The organism is Dietzia natronolimnaea (assembly GCF_002289575.1).
Taxonomy (GTDB): Bacteria; Actinomycetota; Actinomycetes; order Mycobacteriales; family Mycobacteriaceae; genus Dietzia; species Dietzia natronolimnaea_A.
The window spans coordinates 114,644-132,039 of record NZ_NTGA01000007.1 but is presented as its reverse complement, the minus strand read 5'-3'; the positions used below and the strand labels follow the sequence as shown (position 1 = coordinate 132,039).

Genomic DNA, 17,396 nt, shown 5'->3' with positions numbered 1-17,396 from the left:
TGCAGACATGACCACAGACGCCGGCAACACCCCCGATCGACCCGACCGTCCGTGGACCGCCCACTACACCCCGGGCACCGCGCACGACCTCGAGTACGGCACCACCACGCTGGTCGATCAGTTCGACGACGCCGTACGGGCCTACTCTGAGCGACCGGCGACCGAGTTCTTCGGCCGCCTGACCTCCTACTCCGAGATCGCCAGCCGGGTCCGCCGCGCCGCCGAGGGACTGCGCCGCCTCGGGGTGGGTCGCGGGGACCGGGTCGCGGTGCTGCTGCCGAACTGTCCGCAGGGGATCGTGGTGTTCTACGCCGCGCTGCGGATCGGCGCGATCGTCGTGGAGCACAATCCGCTCTACACCGCCGACGAACTCGAGGGTCCGTTCGCCGATCACGGCGCCAAGGTGGCGGTGACCTGGAACGTCGTCGCCGGCATGGTGCGTGACCTGGCCGACCGCCCGGGAACGGCCCTTGAGCACGTCATCGCCGTCGACCTGCTAGACGAGCTCCCCGCGGCCAAGCGCCTGGCCCTCAAGTACCTGCCGGTCCCCTCGCTGCGCGCCTCGCGGGCGAAGCTGTCGGTCCCCGCCCCCGGGACCCTGGACTGGCGCGATCTGGAGACCGGTCCGGAGCTGGACTTCTCTTATCCGCGGCCAAGCGCGGAGGACCCGGCGCTGATCCTCTACACCTCTGGCACCACCGGCACCCCCAAGGGGGCCACCCTCTCGCACGCCAACCTGGTGGCCAACGCCGCGATGGGCAAGGCCTGGGTGCCCGAGCTCGAGCCGGGCAGGGAGCGGTTCCTGGCCTCACTGCCGATGTTCCACGCGTACGGGGTGACGATGTGCGTGGTGTTCGGCATCGCCCAGGGGGCGCGGCTGCAACTCGTCCCCACGCCCGACATGGACCTCATCATGCCCATCCTGGCCAAGGACCTGCCGACCTTCATCCCGGCGGTCCCGCCGATCTATTCGAAGATCCTCGAGGAGGCCGACCGGCGGGGGATCTCGCTGCGGGGAGTGCGCCACTCGTTCTCGGGGGCGATGAGCCTGCCCGCCGACCTCATCGCCAGGTGGGAGGCCGCGACCGGGGGCCTTCTCGTTGAGGGGTACGGGATGACCGAGACCTCGCCCATCACCGTCGGCAACCCCATGTCGACGGCGAGGCGGGCCGGCAGCATCGGCATCCCCTTCCCCGACACCGACATCCGCGTCTCCCACAAGGACGATCCCTCCGTCGACGCCTCCCCGGGCGAGCCCGGTGAGCTGCTGGTCAGGGGCCCACAGGTCTTCCCGGGGTACTGGGGCAACCCCGAGGCCACCGCCGAGACCTTCCACGACGGATGGCTGCGCACCGGCGATGTCGTGACCCAGGATCCCGACGGCTTCCTCCACGTGGTGGACCGCATCAAGGAGATGATCGTCACCGGCGGGTTCAACGTGTACCCCTCCGAGGTCGAGGCGGTCCTGCGCCGCGCGCCGGGCGTGGCCGACTGCGCGGTGGTGGGGCGACGCGGAGCGGACGGCGGTGAGCAGGTGGTGGCCGCGGTCGTGCTCGAACCGGGCGCCGAGCTCGACGCCCCGGCCCTACGCGCCCACTGCAAGGCCTCGCTCGCGGGGTACAAGGTCCCGCGCGAGTTCGTGCCGGTGGCCGAGCTGCCCACCAACCCGATGGGCAAGGTCCTGCGCAAGAAGGTCGCCGAGCTCATCTGACGCGCCGGTCCGGCGTCGGCACCCGCGGCGGCCCCGCCGGGTGCAGCAGCCCGGGCGTCAGCACCCGCGGCGGCCCACACCATCGAAAAGAGCGTCCCGCACGCATCGGCCGAGAAGAAGGTGGCGGAACTGTCTTCTCGACGGGTGGGCGCAGAGGGGGCGCGAGCGGGTCGTCAGCCGTGGCCCGGCTGGGGCAGGTCCTCGGTGAGGTGACGGAACGCGTGGAGGTTGCGCAGCGGCTCACCGCGCGAGACGCGCCACTCCCACTCGCGTCGGATCGAGGTGTGGAAGCCGGTCTCGAGCAGGATGTTGAAGTCGTGATCCGCGGCCTCGAGCACCTGGCCCAGCACGCGGTCGAGCTCCTCCTCGGTCACCGCGACCAGCGGCATCCGGCCCACCAGGTAGATGTCACCGTTGTTGTCCAGCGTGTACGCCACCTGGTACAGGCGCCGGTTGCGCCGCAGCAGGTACTTGTAGACCTTCTCGAAGTCCTCGTCGGGCTTGCGGCAGACGAACGCCTCGATCCGCACGCTCTCCCGGTTCACCGTCAGGTGGCAGGCGGTCTTGAGGCGCTTCTCCCCCGGCAGTTGGACCACGAAGACCCGGCCGTCGGCCAACGTCGACTCGATGTCGCGCTCCACCAGGAAGTCGCGGATCAACTCGAGAGTCGGGCCGTCGACGTCGTCGGCACCGCGCGGCGTGGCATCGCTGTCGTCGGCACCGTTGCCCTCGTCCATGCGCTTGTTCTCGGTGGGGTCGATCATCGTGACTCCTTCGGTTCGACTCCCCTGTATTCGTGAGCGGTTCGTCGCGGGGGGAGGTTCGGACGGGGCGGGGCTTGATCGGGCGGGTCTTGATCGGACAGGGGCTTGATCAGACGGGGCGCGCCGACCGGCGGGGCCCCGGGGTGTCAGGAGGCGGTGGCCGCCTCTCGCCGGGCCCGGTAGGCGGCCATCGTGCCCGAGTAGGAGGCGAGAAGCCCGTCGGCGGTGGAATCCCAGGAGAACATGGAGGCGTGGACCGGGGCGGCCCGCGACATGGACAGGCGGCGCTCGTCGTCGTCGAGCAGTCCCACCAGCGTCGTCGCCCACTCGCGCGGGTCGTGCCCGTCCACGGTGATCCCGGTGCGGCCGTTGTCGACCGCCGTGGGCAGCCCGCCGACGGCGGCGGCCACGACCGGTGTGCCGCAGGCCTGCGCCTCGAGGGCCACGAGCCCGAACGACTCCGAGTACGACGGCACGGCCACGATGTCGGCGGCCCGGTACACGTCCACGAGCTCCGAGGGTGGCCGCGGCGCGAGGAAACTCACCCGGTCGGCCACGCCCAGCTCGTCGGCCAGGTCCACGAGTGAACGGGGGCGCTCCAACCCGGACCCGCTGGGCCCGCCCACCACCATCAGGCGCACGTCGCGCTGCGGTTGTTCCCGCACGATCTCGGCGAGTGCGCGGACGATCACATCGGGGGCCTTGAGCGGCTGGATCCGCCCGACGAACGCGATCACCTCCGATCGCTGCGCGAGCCCCAACGCCCGACGGGCCCGCTCCGTGCCGCGCTGCGTCCCGGGGGTGTACTGCTCGAGGTCGGCGCCCGGGGGTACCACGTCGATGTGGGCGGGGTCGGCGTCGTAGTAGCCCACGAGTTCGTCGCGCTCGCCGGTGGTGTTGACCACGAGCCGGTGTGCGGAGTCGACGATCTGCTGCTCCCCGATGCGCCGGGACTCCGGCTCCGGGACGTCGCCGTCGGCCAGGACCGCGTTCTTCACCTCCGCGAGGGTGTGCGCGGTGTGCACCAGCGGCACGCCCCAGTGCTCGGAGGCCACCAGCCCGGCCTGTCCGGACAGCCAGTAGTGCGAGTGGATGAGGTCGTAGTGCCCGGGGGCGTGTCCGGCCTCCGCCCGCATCACGCCGGCCACGAAGGGGCAGAGCTGCGTGGGCAGGTCCTCCTTACGCAGGCCCTCGAACGGCCCGGCCACGATGTTGCGCACCAGAACGCCGTCGCCGGCCTGCTCGACCGGCGGCTGTGAGGAGTGGGTGGCGCGGGTGAAGACCTCGACCTCCACTCCCCGGCGGGCCAACCGACGAGCGGCCTGCAGCACATACACGTTGAGCCCGCCCGCGTCACCCGTGCCCGGCTGGGCCAGGGGCGAGGTGTGGAACGACAGGACGGCGATACGCCGTGGGAGCGGGGCCTCGGCGCCGGTGCGCAGATCGGAGACGGTCACCTCACCGATTGTGCCCGCGACGACGACGAGGCGCACTCCGGCACGAGAGGGCCCGCCCGTCTCCCCACCGCGGACCCGCCGCCACGGAGGAGGGGCAGCGTCGCGGGGCCGTGCTCACAGTTCGGCGGCGAAGGCGTCCAGCTCGGCCAGGAACCGCGGCGTCTCCTCGAGGAAGGGCGCGTGTGCTGACTCGGCGAATCCCACGTGGCGCGCGCCGGGGATCATCTCGGCGTTGGCCCGGCCCGCCGAGGGCAGCACCACCCCGTCGTGCTCGCCGTGGATCACCAACGCGGGGATGGTCAGGCCGCGCAGGGTGTCGTCGTGGTCCACCCGTCGCGTGAGCAGCTTCTGCCGCACCGCGGGGGGCGTGGCCAGGGAGAGACCGAAGATCCGCTGTCGGCTCACCCCGTCGCCCGAGCGCATCATGGCGGTGCCGAAGCCCGCCAGGGTGGCGATCGCGGTTCCCGGATCCTCGGCGAACCCTCCGTCGGCGACCGCCATCATGGCCGGGCCGACCGCGCCGCCGGCGGAGCGCGAGACCGCGGTGACCGCTCCGCACAGCACCAGTCCGGCGATTCGACCCTCGCCGCGCGAGGCGAGGTAGTCGGAGACCACGATCCCGCCGTACGACCAGCCGAGCAGGATCGCGCCCCCGGCGCCGGCGTCCCCGGCCCCGGCGATCCCGGCGGCGTCGAGCACCGCCTCGAGGTCGTCCGCCCACTGCTCGGAGGAGTCGTACCCCGTCTCGGCCACCCCGGAGTGCCCGTGCCCGCGCAGGTCCACCGCCACCACCCGGAACCGCGTGGCCAGCGCGTCCAGCAGCTCCGGCCCCCAGCTCGCGCTCGACTGGGCCCAGCCGTGGACCAGTACCAACGGGCGGGCGGCGGGGTCGCCGAGAACGCGGTAGGCCAGGACGGTGCCGTCGGAGGAGACGGCCGACGAGACGCCTGACGAGGCGGACGGGGCGGGGGAGGTTGAGGGGCTCATGGGAGTCATCGTGCCAGGCGCAGATCCGGCGGAGATGTCCAGATCCCGGACATCGTCGACGGCCCGCGTGGCTCACCGGGAGCTGCCCCGTGGCTCACCGGGGGGCACGCATGAGCCGGTTGACATAGAGCGGAGGCTGGCCGTTCGGGACACACAAGTCGGGCCGGGGCGGCTACCGTGGTCCAATGGCTACCACCACCACCAAGCTCGACTCCGACGTCGTGGTCCGCACCTTCTTCGACGCCCTCGTCTCGGGCGACGTCACCACCGCCTCCGAGCTGCTCGCCGAGGACGTGTGGTGGGCCAACATCGGGCTCCCCACCATCCGGGGCAAGCGCGACGTGATCAAGGCACTGTCGGCCCTGGGCACCAACGTGGACTTCGACGCGGAGATCCACCACCTCGCCGTGGGCGCCCCCGCGGACCCCACCACCCCCGGCTCCCCCACGATCGTGCTCACCGAACGCACCGACTACCTGGGGATCGGGCGATTCCGCTGCGGTTTCTGGGTGTGTGGGCGCCTCGAGGTCCGCGACGGCCTCGTGTGCGGCTGGCAGGACTACTTCTCCAAGTCCGACATGGTCCTCGGTGCGGTGCGTGGACTCGTCGGCATGGTCACCGGCCGGGGCCGCTGACCTCGTCGTCGTCGAGCACCTAGTCTCGGGGACATGAGCTTCGATCACTCCGCCGCCCGTGAGCACCTGGCCGCCCTCCCCGCCGACACCCGCGTCGCGGTGGTGACCGGCGCCTCCTCCGGGATCGGCGAGGCGACGGCGCGGGAACTGGCGCGGCGGGGATTCCACGTGGTGGTGGGTGCCCGTAGGCTCGACCGGCTGCGGGAACTCGCCGACGAGATCGGCGGCACCGCGATACCCCTGGACGTGACCGACCAGGGCTCGTGTGAGGCGTTCTGCGCGGCCGTGCCCCGGCTGCACGTACTGGTCAACAACGCCGGCGGCGCCAAGGGGACGACTACCGTCATGGACGCCGACGAGGAGCAGTGGCGGTGGATGTGGGAGACCAACGTCCTGGGCACCCTGCGGCTCGTGCGGGGACTCATGCCGGTGCTCGTGGCCAGCGGGGACGGATTGGTGGTGACCATCACCTCGATCGCCGCGCTGGAGTCCTACGACAAGGGCAGCGGCTACACCACCGCCAAGCACGCGCAGGCCGTGCTGCACCGGACGCTGCGCGGGGAGCACCTGGGCCAACCCGTGCGGTTCACCGAGATCGCGCCCGGCATGGTGGAGACCGAGTTCTCGCTCGTGCGGTTCGATGGCGACGACGACAAGGCCGGCGCCGTCTACGAGGGATTGACCCCTATGGTCGCGAGCGACATCGCCGAGATCGTGGGATTCGTGGCGAGCCGGCCATCGCACGTCAACCTCGACCAGATCGTGGTCAAGCCGAGGGACCAACACTCCGCGATGCGGGCACACCGGCGCTGACGACGGCGTCCCGCCGGCCCGATCCGGGTCGGCGGGACGCGTCCGCGTTCGCGGGGTGCTACTGCCCGGCCAGGCCCTCGGCCCAGTCGTACGACTCGAGGTACGGGTCGGGCTCGATCGCACCATCGGACTCCCACACCGTGTAGATCAGGCCGTCGCCGCGGATCTCGCCGACGCGGGCGGTCTTGGTGATGTGGTGGTTCTCGCCGTCAACGGTCACCTCTCCGCTCGGAGCGGTGACGGAGACGCCGTCGGCGGCGTCCCGCACGGCACCCACGTCGAAGGAGCCGGCCTTCTCGACCATCGCCTTCCAGAGGTACACCCCGGTGTAGGCCGACTCCATCGGGTCGGAGGTCACGCGGGTCTCGCCGAAGCGCTCCTTGAACTGCTCCACGAACTCGGTGTTCTCCGGGCTGTCGATGGTCTGATAGTAGTTCCAGGACGCCAGGTGACCCTCGACGTTCTGTGTACCGATGCTCCGGACCTCCTCCTCCCCCACGCACATGGAGATGACCGGCATCTGGTCGCTGGTGAGGCCGGCGTTGGCGAACTCGCGGAAGAACGCCACCAGCGAATCGCCGACCACCACGTTGAAGACCGCGTCGGCGTCGGCGGTGCGGATCTTGTTGATGATGGTCGAGAAGTCCGTGGACCCGAGAGGGGTGTAGTCCTCTCCCAGGATCTCGATGCCGTTGGCCTCCGCGTACTCCCTGACGATCCGGTTGGCGGTGTGCGGGAAGACGTAGTCGCTGCCGACGAGGTAGAGGGACTCGACCCCCTCCTCCTTGAGGTAGTCCAGGGCCGGCACGATCTGCTGGTTTGTGGTGGCGCCGGTGTAGAAGATGTTCGGAGACGACTCCAGGCCCTCGTACTGTTGGCCGTAGTAGAGCAGCGCGTCGTTGGTCTCGAAGACCGGGAGCATGGCCTTGCGGCTCGCCGAGGTGTACCCGCCGAAGACCGTGGCCACGCAATCCGATCCGATGAGCTTCTCGGCCTTCTCGGCGAAGACCGTCGGTTCGGACGCCCCGTCCTCCCTGATGAGATCGAGCTGTTTCCCGAGCACGCCGCCGTCGGCGTTGATCTGCTCCACCGCGAGGGCGATGGAGTCACCGATGACGGTCTCGTTGATGGCGGTGGCGCCGGACATCGAGTTGATGGCACCCACCTTGATCGTGTCGCCGGAGGTGTCGACGCAGGACTCGGCGGCGCTGGCACCCTCATCGGTGGTCCTGCTCCCGCACGCCGTCAGGAGCGCGGCGATGGTGATGACTCCGGTCGCGGTGACGAATGATCGGTTGAGTCGTGACATGGGTGTGCCTTTCAGATGGTGTGACAGTGCGGATGGTGTGACAGTGCGGTCCGGCTCGGCGGTGCCGGGGCCGGAAGATCGGGTGGTCTGGAGGTCAGGGTCTGGAGGTCGGGGTCTGGAGGTCGGGGGACTAGGTGCTGAACAACCGCGCCGAGGTGGTCTCGTGCCGCATCGCCGCGATCTCCAGCTCCGGCACGAACGAGGTCACCGCCGCGAGAGGCGCGCACTCCGCCGTGCGCGCGAGGTCCGCGATCCACGGGGCGTCGTCACAGACGAGCTGCTGCGCGCGCATGGGACCCAGCCGGCCGAGGCGCACCGCTGCCGAGAGCAGTCCGGAGTAGCTCGAGCGGAGTGCGCCCGCGATCGCGCGGTCACGCTCGATCCCGAGGGTGCGCTGGACGACCCCGTCGACGACCGCCAGGTTGCCGGGCGTGTCCCCTGAGACCACGAGCTGCAGGTACTCACTGGTCTCAGCCCCCCGGAGCACGCGCCTGGCGACCGAGGCGAGCTGCCCCCCGCAGGACTCCGACGAGACCCGGGCCGAGCGAGTGATCTTGTGCGCCCGGTCCAGCCGGTCGAGGTCCACCAGGACCTCCGTCGAGTCCGCGAGCCAGGCGTGGCCGAGGATGACGGCGTCGAGGGTCGCCACGCTCCCTCCGACGTACGCTCGGACCGCGGCGTGGATCTCCGGTTCCCCGGCGGCGGGCCGTGTCGCCAGCCACGCCTCCAGTCCGTTGGAGTGGACGAAGCGCCCCGAGGGGAAGGCACTGTCGTGGATCTGGAGCCAGCCCAGGTCGGCTATCAGGGGGTCAGTGCTCATGGTCGTGGCTGTGGCTGTGGCTGTGGCTGTGGCGATGGTCGGACGAGGTGTTCGTCCACCCGTTCGCGGCCAGGGCCACGGCCTCCACACGGCCGTTCAGATGCAGACTGCGCAGCATCTCCTCGGCGGTGCCCGCGCTGGTCATCAGAGGCGTGCGGACCTGCTGCGCCGAGACCTCCAGGGGAGCGTGCTGGTTCCCCAGGATGTAGCCGAAGACCAGGGCGCGGCGGACCGCGTCGACGCCCACGTTGTCCGCGAAGTCCATCACCACGGCCTCCTCGTCCGGCCTGGCGACGACGACGATGGTCGACCCGTCGTCGGCGACCACCGAGCCGTCGGACAGAAACGTGCCCCGCGGGAGGGTGAGTGACACCTGCAGGCCGCCGACCGTCGTGAGCACCTGCCGGTGTTTGCGGGCGTCGCCCCAGGGGACCAGGACGGTGTCGACATCTCGACCCGCGTAGGCGGCATCGGTGACGTGCCCGAGAATTGCGGTGGCTTCCATGTCACATCCTTGTCTCGAGCGGCCCGAGTCGGAGAACCGATCGTCGGACCATGTTCCGGAGTTCCTGGTGGACCCGGTGAAGCTGTGGGGCGCGGTGCGCCAGGATCCGCACGGACAGCCCCGTCTCATCGGGCAGAGCGCTGGCCGCCCCGCCGACCCCCGGGGTCGCATCCAAGGCGGTGTGGATCTCCCTGACGAGAGGCGCCAGGTCGTGCCCCGGGGCCACGAGGAGCATCGTCGCCAGGTAGTCGTGGCCCCCCAGGACGCCGGGACCCCGCGGATCGTCCTCTGCGGGAGCCAGGCTCACGGTGTCTCGCGCCGTGAGCCGGCCGTCGAGGAGAAGGTCCGTCCGAGCGGACAGCGTTCGGTAGGCGAACCGCTCGCCGTGGCCTATCCGACCCGATGCGAACGCCTCCCACCCGATGTACACCGACGTCGCTCGGACGTTCACCTCGGTGACCTGGCGGTAGCTCGCGTCGGCGTGAGGGATCACCGTCTTGGAGTCGTAGTCGACGACCGAGCCGGCGCCGACGTCGATGGTGGTGTTCTGCGACGCCCCCGCCCCGCCGGCGAACACCTGGGTGGCGGACTGATAGGTCAGGTGGAGACGGGTCCCGTCGCCGGTGGTGACCCGGGTGATCAGATCATCACCGGGGAACACTCCCGCTGACGGGTTCTGGATACACAGGAACGCCGCCGACGGGTCCTCGGGATCCGCGTACATCGGCACGGTGACGCGCTGTGGGAACTGTTGCCGGAGGGAGGCGATCCGGGTCCTGCCCGAGCGTCCACGGACGACGCTGCAGTCCAACAGACTCCGCGTGACGGCATCGGTTCCCATGGGATTCACGGCGCGGAGGCCATGTCGTCCGGCGCCGCGGCGGGCAGGGCCGAGTCGCCGACCATCGCTCCGCGGATGACACTTGCGAACACCTCGTCGAGCCCGGCCCCGGAGCGCAGGTCGGTGAAGACCGAGGCCCTGCCCGGACGAGCGAGTTCGACGTCGGAGCGCATCCGGTCGAGGTCGGCACCGACGAGTGGTGCGAGGTCGATCTTGTTGATCACCAGGAGGTCCGCCTGGAGCATCCCGATCCCTTTCTTGCGCGGGATGTCGTCGCCCGCAGCGGTGTCGATGACGAAGATCCAGTAGTCGACGAGGTCCGAGGTGAACGTCGCCGCAAGGTTGTCCCCGCCCGATTCGATGAGGACGACCTGGAGCCGGGGGAACGCGCTCTCGAGTTGTGCGACCGCCGTCAGGTTGGCCGAGGGATCCTCCCTGATCGCGGTGTGCGGGCAGGCCCCGGTCTCGATGGCGAGCACGCGGTCGGGGTCGATGAGACCGCTGCGGCGCACGCGCTGCGCGTCCTCGTCCGTCATGAGGTCGTTGGTGATGACCGCGGTATCGATGCCGGACGACTGGAACATCGGCAGCAATCGCTCGAGCAGGCGGGTCTTGCCCGACCCGACGGGCCCTCCGATACCGATTCGAATTGCTTCCGTGGCCATTTCTCTCTCCTATTTGATGGTGTATCTGCGGCCGAGCGGAACGGTCGACATCGGGGTGCTGGTGCAGTGCTCTCCGTCCACCTCGACCCGGTAGGTGTCCGGATCGATCCGGATGTCGGGGCAGTAGTCGTTGTGCAGGAGGTCGCTCTTCGACCTGGATCGCGCGTCGACACAGGGGATCAGGGGGGTGTCGATCCCGAGCCTGTCGGCGAGTCCGCTGTCAATCGCGGCCCCGGCGACGAAGTTGACCGACACATCGGACGGGGTCTTGCCGAACGCCGCCCACTGGGGCCGGTACTTGAGGGGTTCGCAGGTCATGAGGGAGGCGTTGGCCTCTCCCATGACTGACCAGGTGGGGAATCCCCCCTTGAACACGACCTCTGGTCGGATGCCGAAGAACTTCGGTTCCCAGAGCACGAAGTCGGCGAGCTTCCCCGGCTCGAGCGACCCCACCTCGTGGTCGATTCCGAACATCCGCGCCGGATTGATGGTGAGTTTGGCCAGATACCGGAGGATGCGGTGGTTGTCGGCCCCGGTACCGAGGTCTTCCGGCAGTGCTCCCCGGGTGGCCCGCATGTGGGATGCGAGTTGCCAGGTCCGGGCGATGGTCTCCCCGATCCGGCCCATGCCCTGGGAGTCGGACCCCATCGCCGATATCGCACCGATGTCGTGGAGGACGTCCTCGGCGGCGATGGTCTCCCTCCGGATCCGGGACTCGGCGAACGCGACGTCCTCCGGGATCCGGGGGTTGAGATGGTGACAGACCATCACCATGTCGAGGTGTTCGTCGAAGGTGTTGACCGTGTAGGGGTTCGTCGGGTTGGTGGAGGACGGTAGGCAGTGTGATTCGCCCACGACCTGCATGATGTCGGGCGCGTGACCACCTCCGGCGCCTTCGGCGTGGTACGTGTGAATCGGCCGGCCTGCGATGGCCCGCATCGTGTCCTCGAAGAACCCCGCCTCGTTGAGCGTGTCCGAGTGGATCTGAACCTGCAGACCCAGTTCGTCGCCGGCGTCGAGAGAGGCCCGGATGGCGGCCGGAGTCGCGCCCCAGTCCTCGTGGATCTTGTAGCCGATCGCCCCCGCGAGGCCCTGCTCGAGGAGGGGTGCCACGTGCGCGGCACTTCCGTTGGCGAGGAACCCGAAGTTGACCGGGAACTGCTCGACCGCTCTGAGCATCCGGGCCAGGTTCGTCGGGCCCGAACTGGTGATGCCGACGGTCACCGGCCCCAGCCCGCCGCCGATCATGGTGGTGATCCCGCTGGAGATGGCTTCCTCGACCAGGCCCACGCTGTCGAAGTGGACGTGCACGTCGATCGCCCCCGGGGTGACGATCATCCCCTCTCCCGAGCGGACATCGGTCCCGGCCCCGATGACGAGATCGGGATGGACGCCGTCCATCAACCGGGGATTCCCGGACTTTCCGATCGCCGCGATCCTCCCGTCCTTGACCCCGATATCGGTCTTCCGGATGCCGAGAACCGGATCGACCAGGACAGCATTGGTGATGACGAAGTCCAGTGCGCCCTCGGCATTGGTGACCGAGTTGTGGACGGCCATTCCCTCGCGCATGGTTTTACCGCCACCGAACACGGATTCATCTCCATAAACAGTGTCATCCGCCTCGACGCGGGCGAGCAGTTCCGTGTCGGCGAGCCGTACCCGGTCCCCCGTGGTGGGACCGAAGAGTTCTGCATAGTGTTGTCGCGATACGCGAATAGACACCGGTATCCCCTTCGCGTGAGTGTCAGTCGTGAGTCGGGCGGAGGAAGCCCGCGTCGTCCAGAGCGGCCAGGAGGTCCTCGGACGGTTCCTGGCGCAGCGCCTCGTTGGTCATGTCGTTGAGGCCGTACAGTTCCCTCGTCCCGCCGAAGTCCGTCAGCCGGACGTCTCGCTCCTCGCCGGGTTCAAACCGGACCGCGGTGCCCGAGGCGATGTCGAGGTGCATCCCGTACGCCTCACGGCGATCGAAGGACAGGGCGCGGTTCACCTCGAAGAAGTGGAAGTGCGACCCCACCTGAATCGGGCGATCACCGGTGTTGACCACCGTCAACGTGGTTGTCTCCCGCCCGCTGTTCAGCTCGATCTCACCGTCCGCCACGAGGATCTCGCCGGGGGTGACATGCGTTTCGGTCGGGTCCGAATTACTCCCCGGCCGGATGGGATCGTGGATGGTGACCAGCTTCTGGCCGTCGTCGAAGAACCCCTCCACCTGGACGGTCCCCACGAGATCCGCGACACCCGGAAGCAGATCGTCTTCGGTGAGGAGGTGGCCCCCGATGTGCGCGGCCTCCGCGACGGACGCACCGGCCCGTGCGGCTTCGACCACCTCGTCCGCGATCAGCGCACGAGCCTCCGGGCAGCTCAGCCTGAGGCCTTTGTCCCTATGACGGCGTGCCAACTCTGCGGCAAGGAAAAGGAGGAGTCGATCCTCTTCCTTCGGGGTCAGGTGCACAGCACAGCTCCTCTGCTACGGCGATTCCCGCACAAGCGGTCGGACACGTTGAGTCGTCGCCAGTGATCATTGTCCACCGTGGGTGAACACTTCAAGGACAATCACGAGCGCAGGCCAGAAGTTAAGTGACCGAAACACTCAGGACATATTGACGTCGAAGAAAGTGGGCCGAGCCCGGGTCGCGTTCACGTGTTCGCAACCTCACACCCCTGCGCGGAGACTCCCGGGCTCCACCATCGGCCTCCACCCGCCACACGGACCGCCGAGTGATCCTGCCGCGCAACACCACCGGCCAGGCCAGGCTTAGCGATGTTCGGTTAGGCTTACTGACCTGGTGAAACGCCGTCGACAGTCCTACTCTTGGACCCCTGGGGCGCACCACGCCCCCCGCCGACCTCCACACCCGTCGAGGTCCCCCGAGAGGAAGGGCGCCATGATCATGGCCAAGAAGTCGTCGTCGTTCACCGAACTGTTGTCCGCACAGGTCGGCCACGAGTTCGCCGCGAGCCAGCAGTACATCGCGATCGCCGTGTGGGCCGACGCCAAGGACCTGCCCCAGCTCGCCGGGCGCTTCTATCAGCACAGCCTCGGTGAGCGGAACCACGCGATGATGATGGTGCAGTACATGCTCGACCGCGACATCGAGGTGACCATCCCGGCCGTCCCCGGCCCGCAGGCCGACTTCGAGGGACCCGTCGCCGCGCTGCGGTACGCACTCGAGCAGGAGAAGCAGGTCACCCGCCAGATCGAGGCGCTGTTCCAGGCCGCTCGCGCCGAGGCCGATCCGCTGGGTGAGCAGTTCATGCTGTGGTTCCTGCGCGAGCAGGTCGAGGAGGTCGCCAACATGAGCACCCTCGTGGCGATCGCCGAGCGCGCGGACAATGACTGGTTCCGCATCGAGGAGTACCTGGCCCGCGAGACCGACGCCTCCTCCAACACCGGCACCCCGCCCGCGGTCGCCGGCGGCGCCGTCTGACGCGAAGCGCAGCGAACTGCGTCACTCCTTCCTAGGGTGAGGGCCATCACACCCATGGAGTCGGCCCCCTCGCAGCGGGCCACGGCGCGACGGCAGGGGGACTCCGGTGATCGGAGCCGCGACCAGACCACCCGCACGCCCACTCGGAGCGAGGCGGATCGTCGCCGCGGTGGCGGTGGTCGCCGTGGCGGTGCTCCTCGTGGGTTCCGCCACCACCCCGGCCCGCGCGCAGTCGCCCACCGAGGGCCCACTGCCGGTTCCCTTCGACATCTCGGCCGGGTTCCAGGCGTCGTTGGCTCCCGAGATCCCGCCTCCGGGAGCCAACGACCCGAACTGCAGGCCGACTTCGGAGCGCCCGCGTCCCGTCGTGCTGGTCCACCCCACCTTCACCACGCAGGCGCTCGCCTGGCAGGCGGGCGCCCCGGTGCTCAATAACGCCGGGTACTGCGTCCACACCTTCACCTTCGGCAACGTCACGGGCTTCCCGGCGATGCCGATCCAGGGCCTCGGCGACATCCGGGCCTCTGGTCTGGTCCTGCAGGAGGTCGTGGACCGGGCGCTCGCCGAGACGGGCGCGGACGCGGTCGACCTCGTCGGGCACTCCCAGGGCGGCGGAATCCTGGCCGACTACTACCTGACGGTCCTCGGGCCCGCCGTGTACGGGAGCCTGGAGCACTCGACGCCGGCCCTCATCCAGCAGGTCGTCGACTCGCCGCTCGCCGCCGAGGTCTACCCTCGTGGCCCCGAGGGCATCCCCGGTGTCCGTATGTACAGCATCGTCTCGCAGTTCGACCAGATCGTCACCCCGTTCGTGCGCCAGTTCTACTCCGGCGACGTCACCAACATCGAACTCCAGGCCGGATGTGCCGAGGACCTGTCCGAGCACGTGGCCACCCTGTACAGCGAGCGGGTCTGGTTGCACGTGCTCAACGCACTGGCCCCCGCTGAGGCCCGCCCGGTGCCCTGCTTCCACGTCGCCCCCTACGCGCCCTGGGTGCGGTGAGCCGATCCCTGCCTCCACGCTGTCACCCGGAGTGCGCGCGCTCGTACTCCACGTAGCTCACCCCGCTGTCGAACCCGATCCTCCGTCTCACGACCAGTGGCAGCGCTGGAACGGGCCCCGAGATCAGCGGCCGCCCCGCGCCGATCAGGACCGGATTGATCTTCAGTCGGATCTCGTCGATCTCACCCACGAGAGCCCCTGCCAGCTCCCCACCTCCGCACAGCCAGATGTCGAGAGGGGAATCCTCGGCCTTGAGCCTGCGGGCCACTGTCACGGGGTCCTCGTCCGACGCCGTGAGACCCTGTTCGTCCGGCAGGTCGGCCGGCCGGTGTGTCACCACGTACTGGCGCAGATGCGGGTAGCCGCTGGCCAGGCCCGCGTCGACCGCCACCTGGTGGGTGCGCCGGCCCAGCAGGACCGTGTCGAACGCCCGCGGAGCGGTGTCGGCCAACCCCATCGCCCCGCGGACGTGGCCGGGGATCGTCTCCGGGTAGCGCTCGATGAGCCAGGCCATGTGGTCTCCCTCGAGGGGGAAGAAGTCGGTGTGCCCGTCGGGGCCGGCGATGAACCCGTCGGCGGTGACCGCGATGTAGTAGACGAGCTTGCGCATGGGGTGGGTCCTCCGGTGGTCGGTGGTCGGGTGAGGTGCGGTGGGGCCGGGTCAGCCGAGCCGGATCACGTCGTCCACCCCCACCCGGTCGCAGAATCCGTCATCGTGGCTCACCAGCAGCAGCGCACCGCGCCACTGCTGCAGGGCGTCGGCGAGCACCTCCACACCGGGGAGGTCGAGATTGTTGGTCGGCTCGTCGAGCACCAGCAGCTGCGGGACCGGCCGCGCGAACAACCGGACCGCCAGAGCCGCCCGGAGGCGTTCGCCACCGGAGAGGTCCGCGAGGCGGCGGAACCCGGCCTCCCCGGTGAAGAGCATCCGCGCCGCGTGGGCGTGGACCTGCTCGGCATCGGCGTCGGGGCGCACTGCATGGATCGCGTCCACCACCCGGATCTCGGGATGCTCGATGCGCAGATCCTGCGGCAGCAGAGCCCAGGGCACGAGCACCGCGTCGTCGTCCCCACCTGGCGGCCCGGTGCCGACCAGGCGCCGCAGCAGTGTGGTCTTTCCGCTGCCGTTCGGACCGGCCAGGCGTACCCGCGCCGGCCCGACCAGGTGAATCCGACCCGCCACGGGATCGACGGTGTCCACCACGAGCCGACCCGCCGGCAGCGCGGGGTCCGGCATAGGGATCCGCAAGAGGTCCTCGCGGCGGAGGGCCGCGTCGGCGGCCTGCATCCGCTCGCGCGCCAGCTCGACTCCGTGTTCGTGGACCGCGCGGCGCCTGCCCGCGGACTCCTGGGAGGAGCTGCGTCGCGCGTTCATGAGGATCTTGGGCATTCCGCCGGCGGCCTGCACCCGACGCCCCTGCGCAAGTCGACGGCTCGCCTTCTCCATCCCCTCGATGCGGTCCCGCTTCTCGGCGCGCCACTCGTTGCGGGCACTCGACAACGCCTGCGTGGCCGCGGACTGCTCGGCATCGATCGCCTCCCGGTACAGGGAATAGGGCCCGCCGAACACCCTGCACCGCCCGGACCGCACCTCCACCGTGGCATCGACCCGCTCGAGCAGCTCCAGGTCGTGGCTCACCACCACGGCGATCCGCCTCCCCGTCGCGACGAACCTCTCGAGCGCCGCGAACACCCTCGCCCGGGCGCGGTGGTCGAGGTTGTTGGTCGGCTCGTCCACCAGCAACACCGTCGGCTGCGCCAGGAGCCTGCCCGCGAGAGCCGCGAGCGTGCGCTCCCCGCCGGACAGGTCGACCACGGGTCTGTCCACATCGGTGGGCAGGCCGAGGTCGTCGAGCAGCGCACGGGTCCGCTCGGCGACCGACCAGTCGTCCCCGATACGGGCGAAGTCGTCGTCGTCGCCCCGTCCCGCCTCGATCCGCGCGAGGGCGGCCAGTCGCGCGCCGACCCCCAGTTCGTCAGCGATGGTGCGCCGCGCGGGGGCGTCGACGAGCAACTGCGGCAGGTACGCGACGGTGGGTGGACGAGCGGGCTCGCCGTCGACGGAGATCGACCCCGCGGACGGCGAGAGTTCATCCGCGATCAGGCGCAGCAGGGTGGACTTGCCCGCGCCGTTGCGGCCGACCACGGCGGTGACGCCGGGGCGCAGGGCGAGGTCGAGCGCGGTGAAAAGTGGGGTGCCGTCGGGAAACGCGTAGGCGACGTCCGACAGGACGAGGGAAGACATGTGTGCTCCAGGGAGGTGGCGGGTGGGCCGGGTCTCACCTGGGGTCGAGCACTGTCCTGGGTCTCCTCGTGTCTACTGCTCGGCTGGCGCCCCCCGCAGCCGGGATCTCTCCGCGGTCACGTCGTGCGCCTGCCGACTTCCGGTGTGCAGATTACGCCCGGGCCGCCGGGGCCACAAGGGGCGCCTCGCCCGCGGGCGTCATCCGGGCGG

17 protein-coding genes are annotated in these 17,396 nt (G+C 69.8%); 5 read left to right on the top strand and 12 right to left on the bottom strand.

The window, feature by feature from the left end:
- Positions 1–7: 7 nt before the first annotated feature.
- On the top strand, positions 8–1,711 hold the full coding sequence (locus CEY15_RS04410) for a long-chain-fatty-acid--CoA ligase (protein ID WP_095717463.1): 1,704 nt from the start codon (positions 8–10) through the stop codon (positions 1,709–1,711).
- 173 nt (positions 1,712–1,884) lie between these two features.
- Here CEY15_RS04410 and CEY15_RS04405 read toward each other — a convergent pair whose 3' ends face one another.
- From CEY15_RS04405 to CEY15_RS04395, 3 genes are all read right to left on the bottom strand, one after another.
- Entirely contained in the window at positions 1,885–2,475 is a 591-nt protein-coding gene (locus tag CEY15_RS04405; protein ID WP_245847245.1) for a YbjN domain-containing protein, read from the bottom strand.
- A gap of 146 nt (positions 2,476–2,621) precedes the next feature.
- Entirely contained in the window at positions 2,622–3,932 is a 1,311-nt protein-coding gene (gene mshA / locus CEY15_RS04400; protein WP_245847241.1) for a D-inositol-3-phosphate glycosyltransferase, read from the bottom strand.
- A 114-nt stretch (positions 3,933–4,046) separates the two neighbouring features.
- Complete coding sequence (locus CEY15_RS04395; protein WP_095717461.1) at positions 4,047–4,919, bottom strand: alpha/beta fold hydrolase; 873 nt, start codon at positions 4,917–4,919, stop codon at positions 4,047–4,049.
- A gap of 185 nt (positions 4,920–5,104) precedes the next feature.
- Here CEY15_RS04395 and CEY15_RS04390 point away from each other — a divergent pair, with 185 nt between their 5' ends.
- Both CEY15_RS04390 and CEY15_RS04385 read left to right on the top strand, forming a co-directional pair.
- Positions 5,105–5,554 carry a limonene-1,2-epoxide hydrolase family protein gene (locus tag CEY15_RS04390; protein WP_095717460.1) on the top strand — a complete coding sequence of 150 codons (450 nt, stop codon included), beginning with the start codon at positions 5,105–5,107 and terminating at the stop codon, positions 5,552–5,554.
- A 33-nt stretch (positions 5,555–5,587) separates the two neighbouring features.
- On the top strand, positions 5,588–6,367 hold the full coding sequence (locus CEY15_RS04385) for an SDR family oxidoreductase (protein WP_095717459.1): 780 nt from the start codon (positions 5,588–5,590) through the stop codon (positions 6,365–6,367).
- A gap of 58 nt (positions 6,368–6,425) precedes the next feature.
- On the opposite strand, the gene urtA is transcribed toward CEY15_RS04385, so the two are convergent.
- The 7 genes from urtA to CEY15_RS04350 form a co-directional block, all read right to left on the bottom strand.
- On the bottom strand, positions 6,426–7,676 hold the full coding sequence (gene urtA / locus CEY15_RS04380) for an urea ABC transporter substrate-binding protein (protein ID WP_095717458.1): 1,251 nt from the start codon (positions 7,674–7,676) through the stop codon (positions 6,426–6,428).
- A 130-nt stretch (positions 7,677–7,806) separates the two neighbouring features.
- Entirely contained in the window at positions 7,807–8,496 is a 690-nt protein-coding gene (locus CEY15_RS04375; protein ID WP_095717457.1) for an urease accessory protein UreF, read from the bottom strand.
- Positions 8,486–9,001, bottom strand: a complete 516-nt coding sequence (locus tag CEY15_RS04370; RefSeq protein WP_095717456.1) for an urease accessory protein UreE — start codon at positions 8,999–9,001, stop codon at positions 8,486–8,488. Before CEY15_RS04370 ends, CEY15_RS04375 begins: the two co-directional genes overlap by 11 nt.
- 1 nt (position 9,002) lies before the next feature.
- Positions 9,003–9,842 (bottom strand): urease accessory protein UreD, encoded by an 840-nt coding sequence (locus CEY15_RS04365; protein ID WP_095717455.1) that lies wholly within the window; start codon positions 9,840–9,842, stop codon positions 9,003–9,005.
- 5 nt (positions 9,843–9,847) lie between these two features.
- A complete protein-coding gene (gene ureG / locus CEY15_RS04360) occupies positions 9,848–10,507 on the bottom strand; it encodes an urease accessory protein UreG (RefSeq protein ID WP_095717454.1) in 660 nt (219 codons plus the stop codon).
- A gap of 9 nt (positions 10,508–10,516) precedes the next feature.
- On the bottom strand, positions 10,517–12,232 hold the full coding sequence (gene ureC, locus CEY15_RS04355) for an urease subunit alpha (protein ID WP_095717453.1): 1,716 nt from the start codon (positions 12,230–12,232) through the stop codon (positions 10,517–10,519).
- A 22-nt stretch (positions 12,233–12,254) separates the two neighbouring features.
- Positions 12,255–12,962 carry an urease subunit beta gene (locus tag CEY15_RS04350; protein WP_095717452.1) on the bottom strand — a complete coding sequence of 236 codons (708 nt, stop codon included), beginning with the start codon at positions 12,960–12,962 and terminating at the stop codon, positions 12,255–12,257.
- Positions 12,963–13,395: 433 nt separating this feature from the next.
- Here CEY15_RS04350 and CEY15_RS04345 point away from each other — a divergent pair, with 433 nt between their 5' ends.
- On the top strand, positions 13,396–13,938 hold the full coding sequence (locus tag CEY15_RS04345; RefSeq protein ID WP_428844183.1) for a ferritin: 543 nt from the start codon (positions 13,396–13,398) through the stop codon (positions 13,936–13,938).
- A gap of 106 nt (positions 13,939–14,044) precedes the next feature.
- Positions 14,045–14,941, top strand: coding sequence for an esterase/lipase family protein (locus CEY15_RS04340; RefSeq protein ID WP_095717451.1), 897 nt, complete (start codon positions 14,045–14,047; stop codon positions 14,939–14,941).
- A gap of 22 nt (positions 14,942–14,963) precedes the next feature.
- Here CEY15_RS04340 and CEY15_RS04335 read toward each other — a convergent pair whose 3' ends face one another.
- Positions 14,964–15,551 (bottom strand): dihydrofolate reductase family protein, encoded by a 588-nt coding sequence (locus tag CEY15_RS04335; protein WP_095717450.1) that lies wholly within the window; start codon positions 15,549–15,551, stop codon positions 14,964–14,966.
- Positions 15,552–15,602: 51 nt separating this feature from the next.
- Positions 15,603–17,186 (bottom strand): ATP-binding cassette domain-containing protein, encoded by a 1,584-nt coding sequence (locus CEY15_RS04330; RefSeq protein WP_095717449.1) that lies wholly within the window; start codon positions 17,184–17,186, stop codon positions 15,603–15,605.
- Positions 17,187–17,396: the final 210 nt, after the last annotated feature.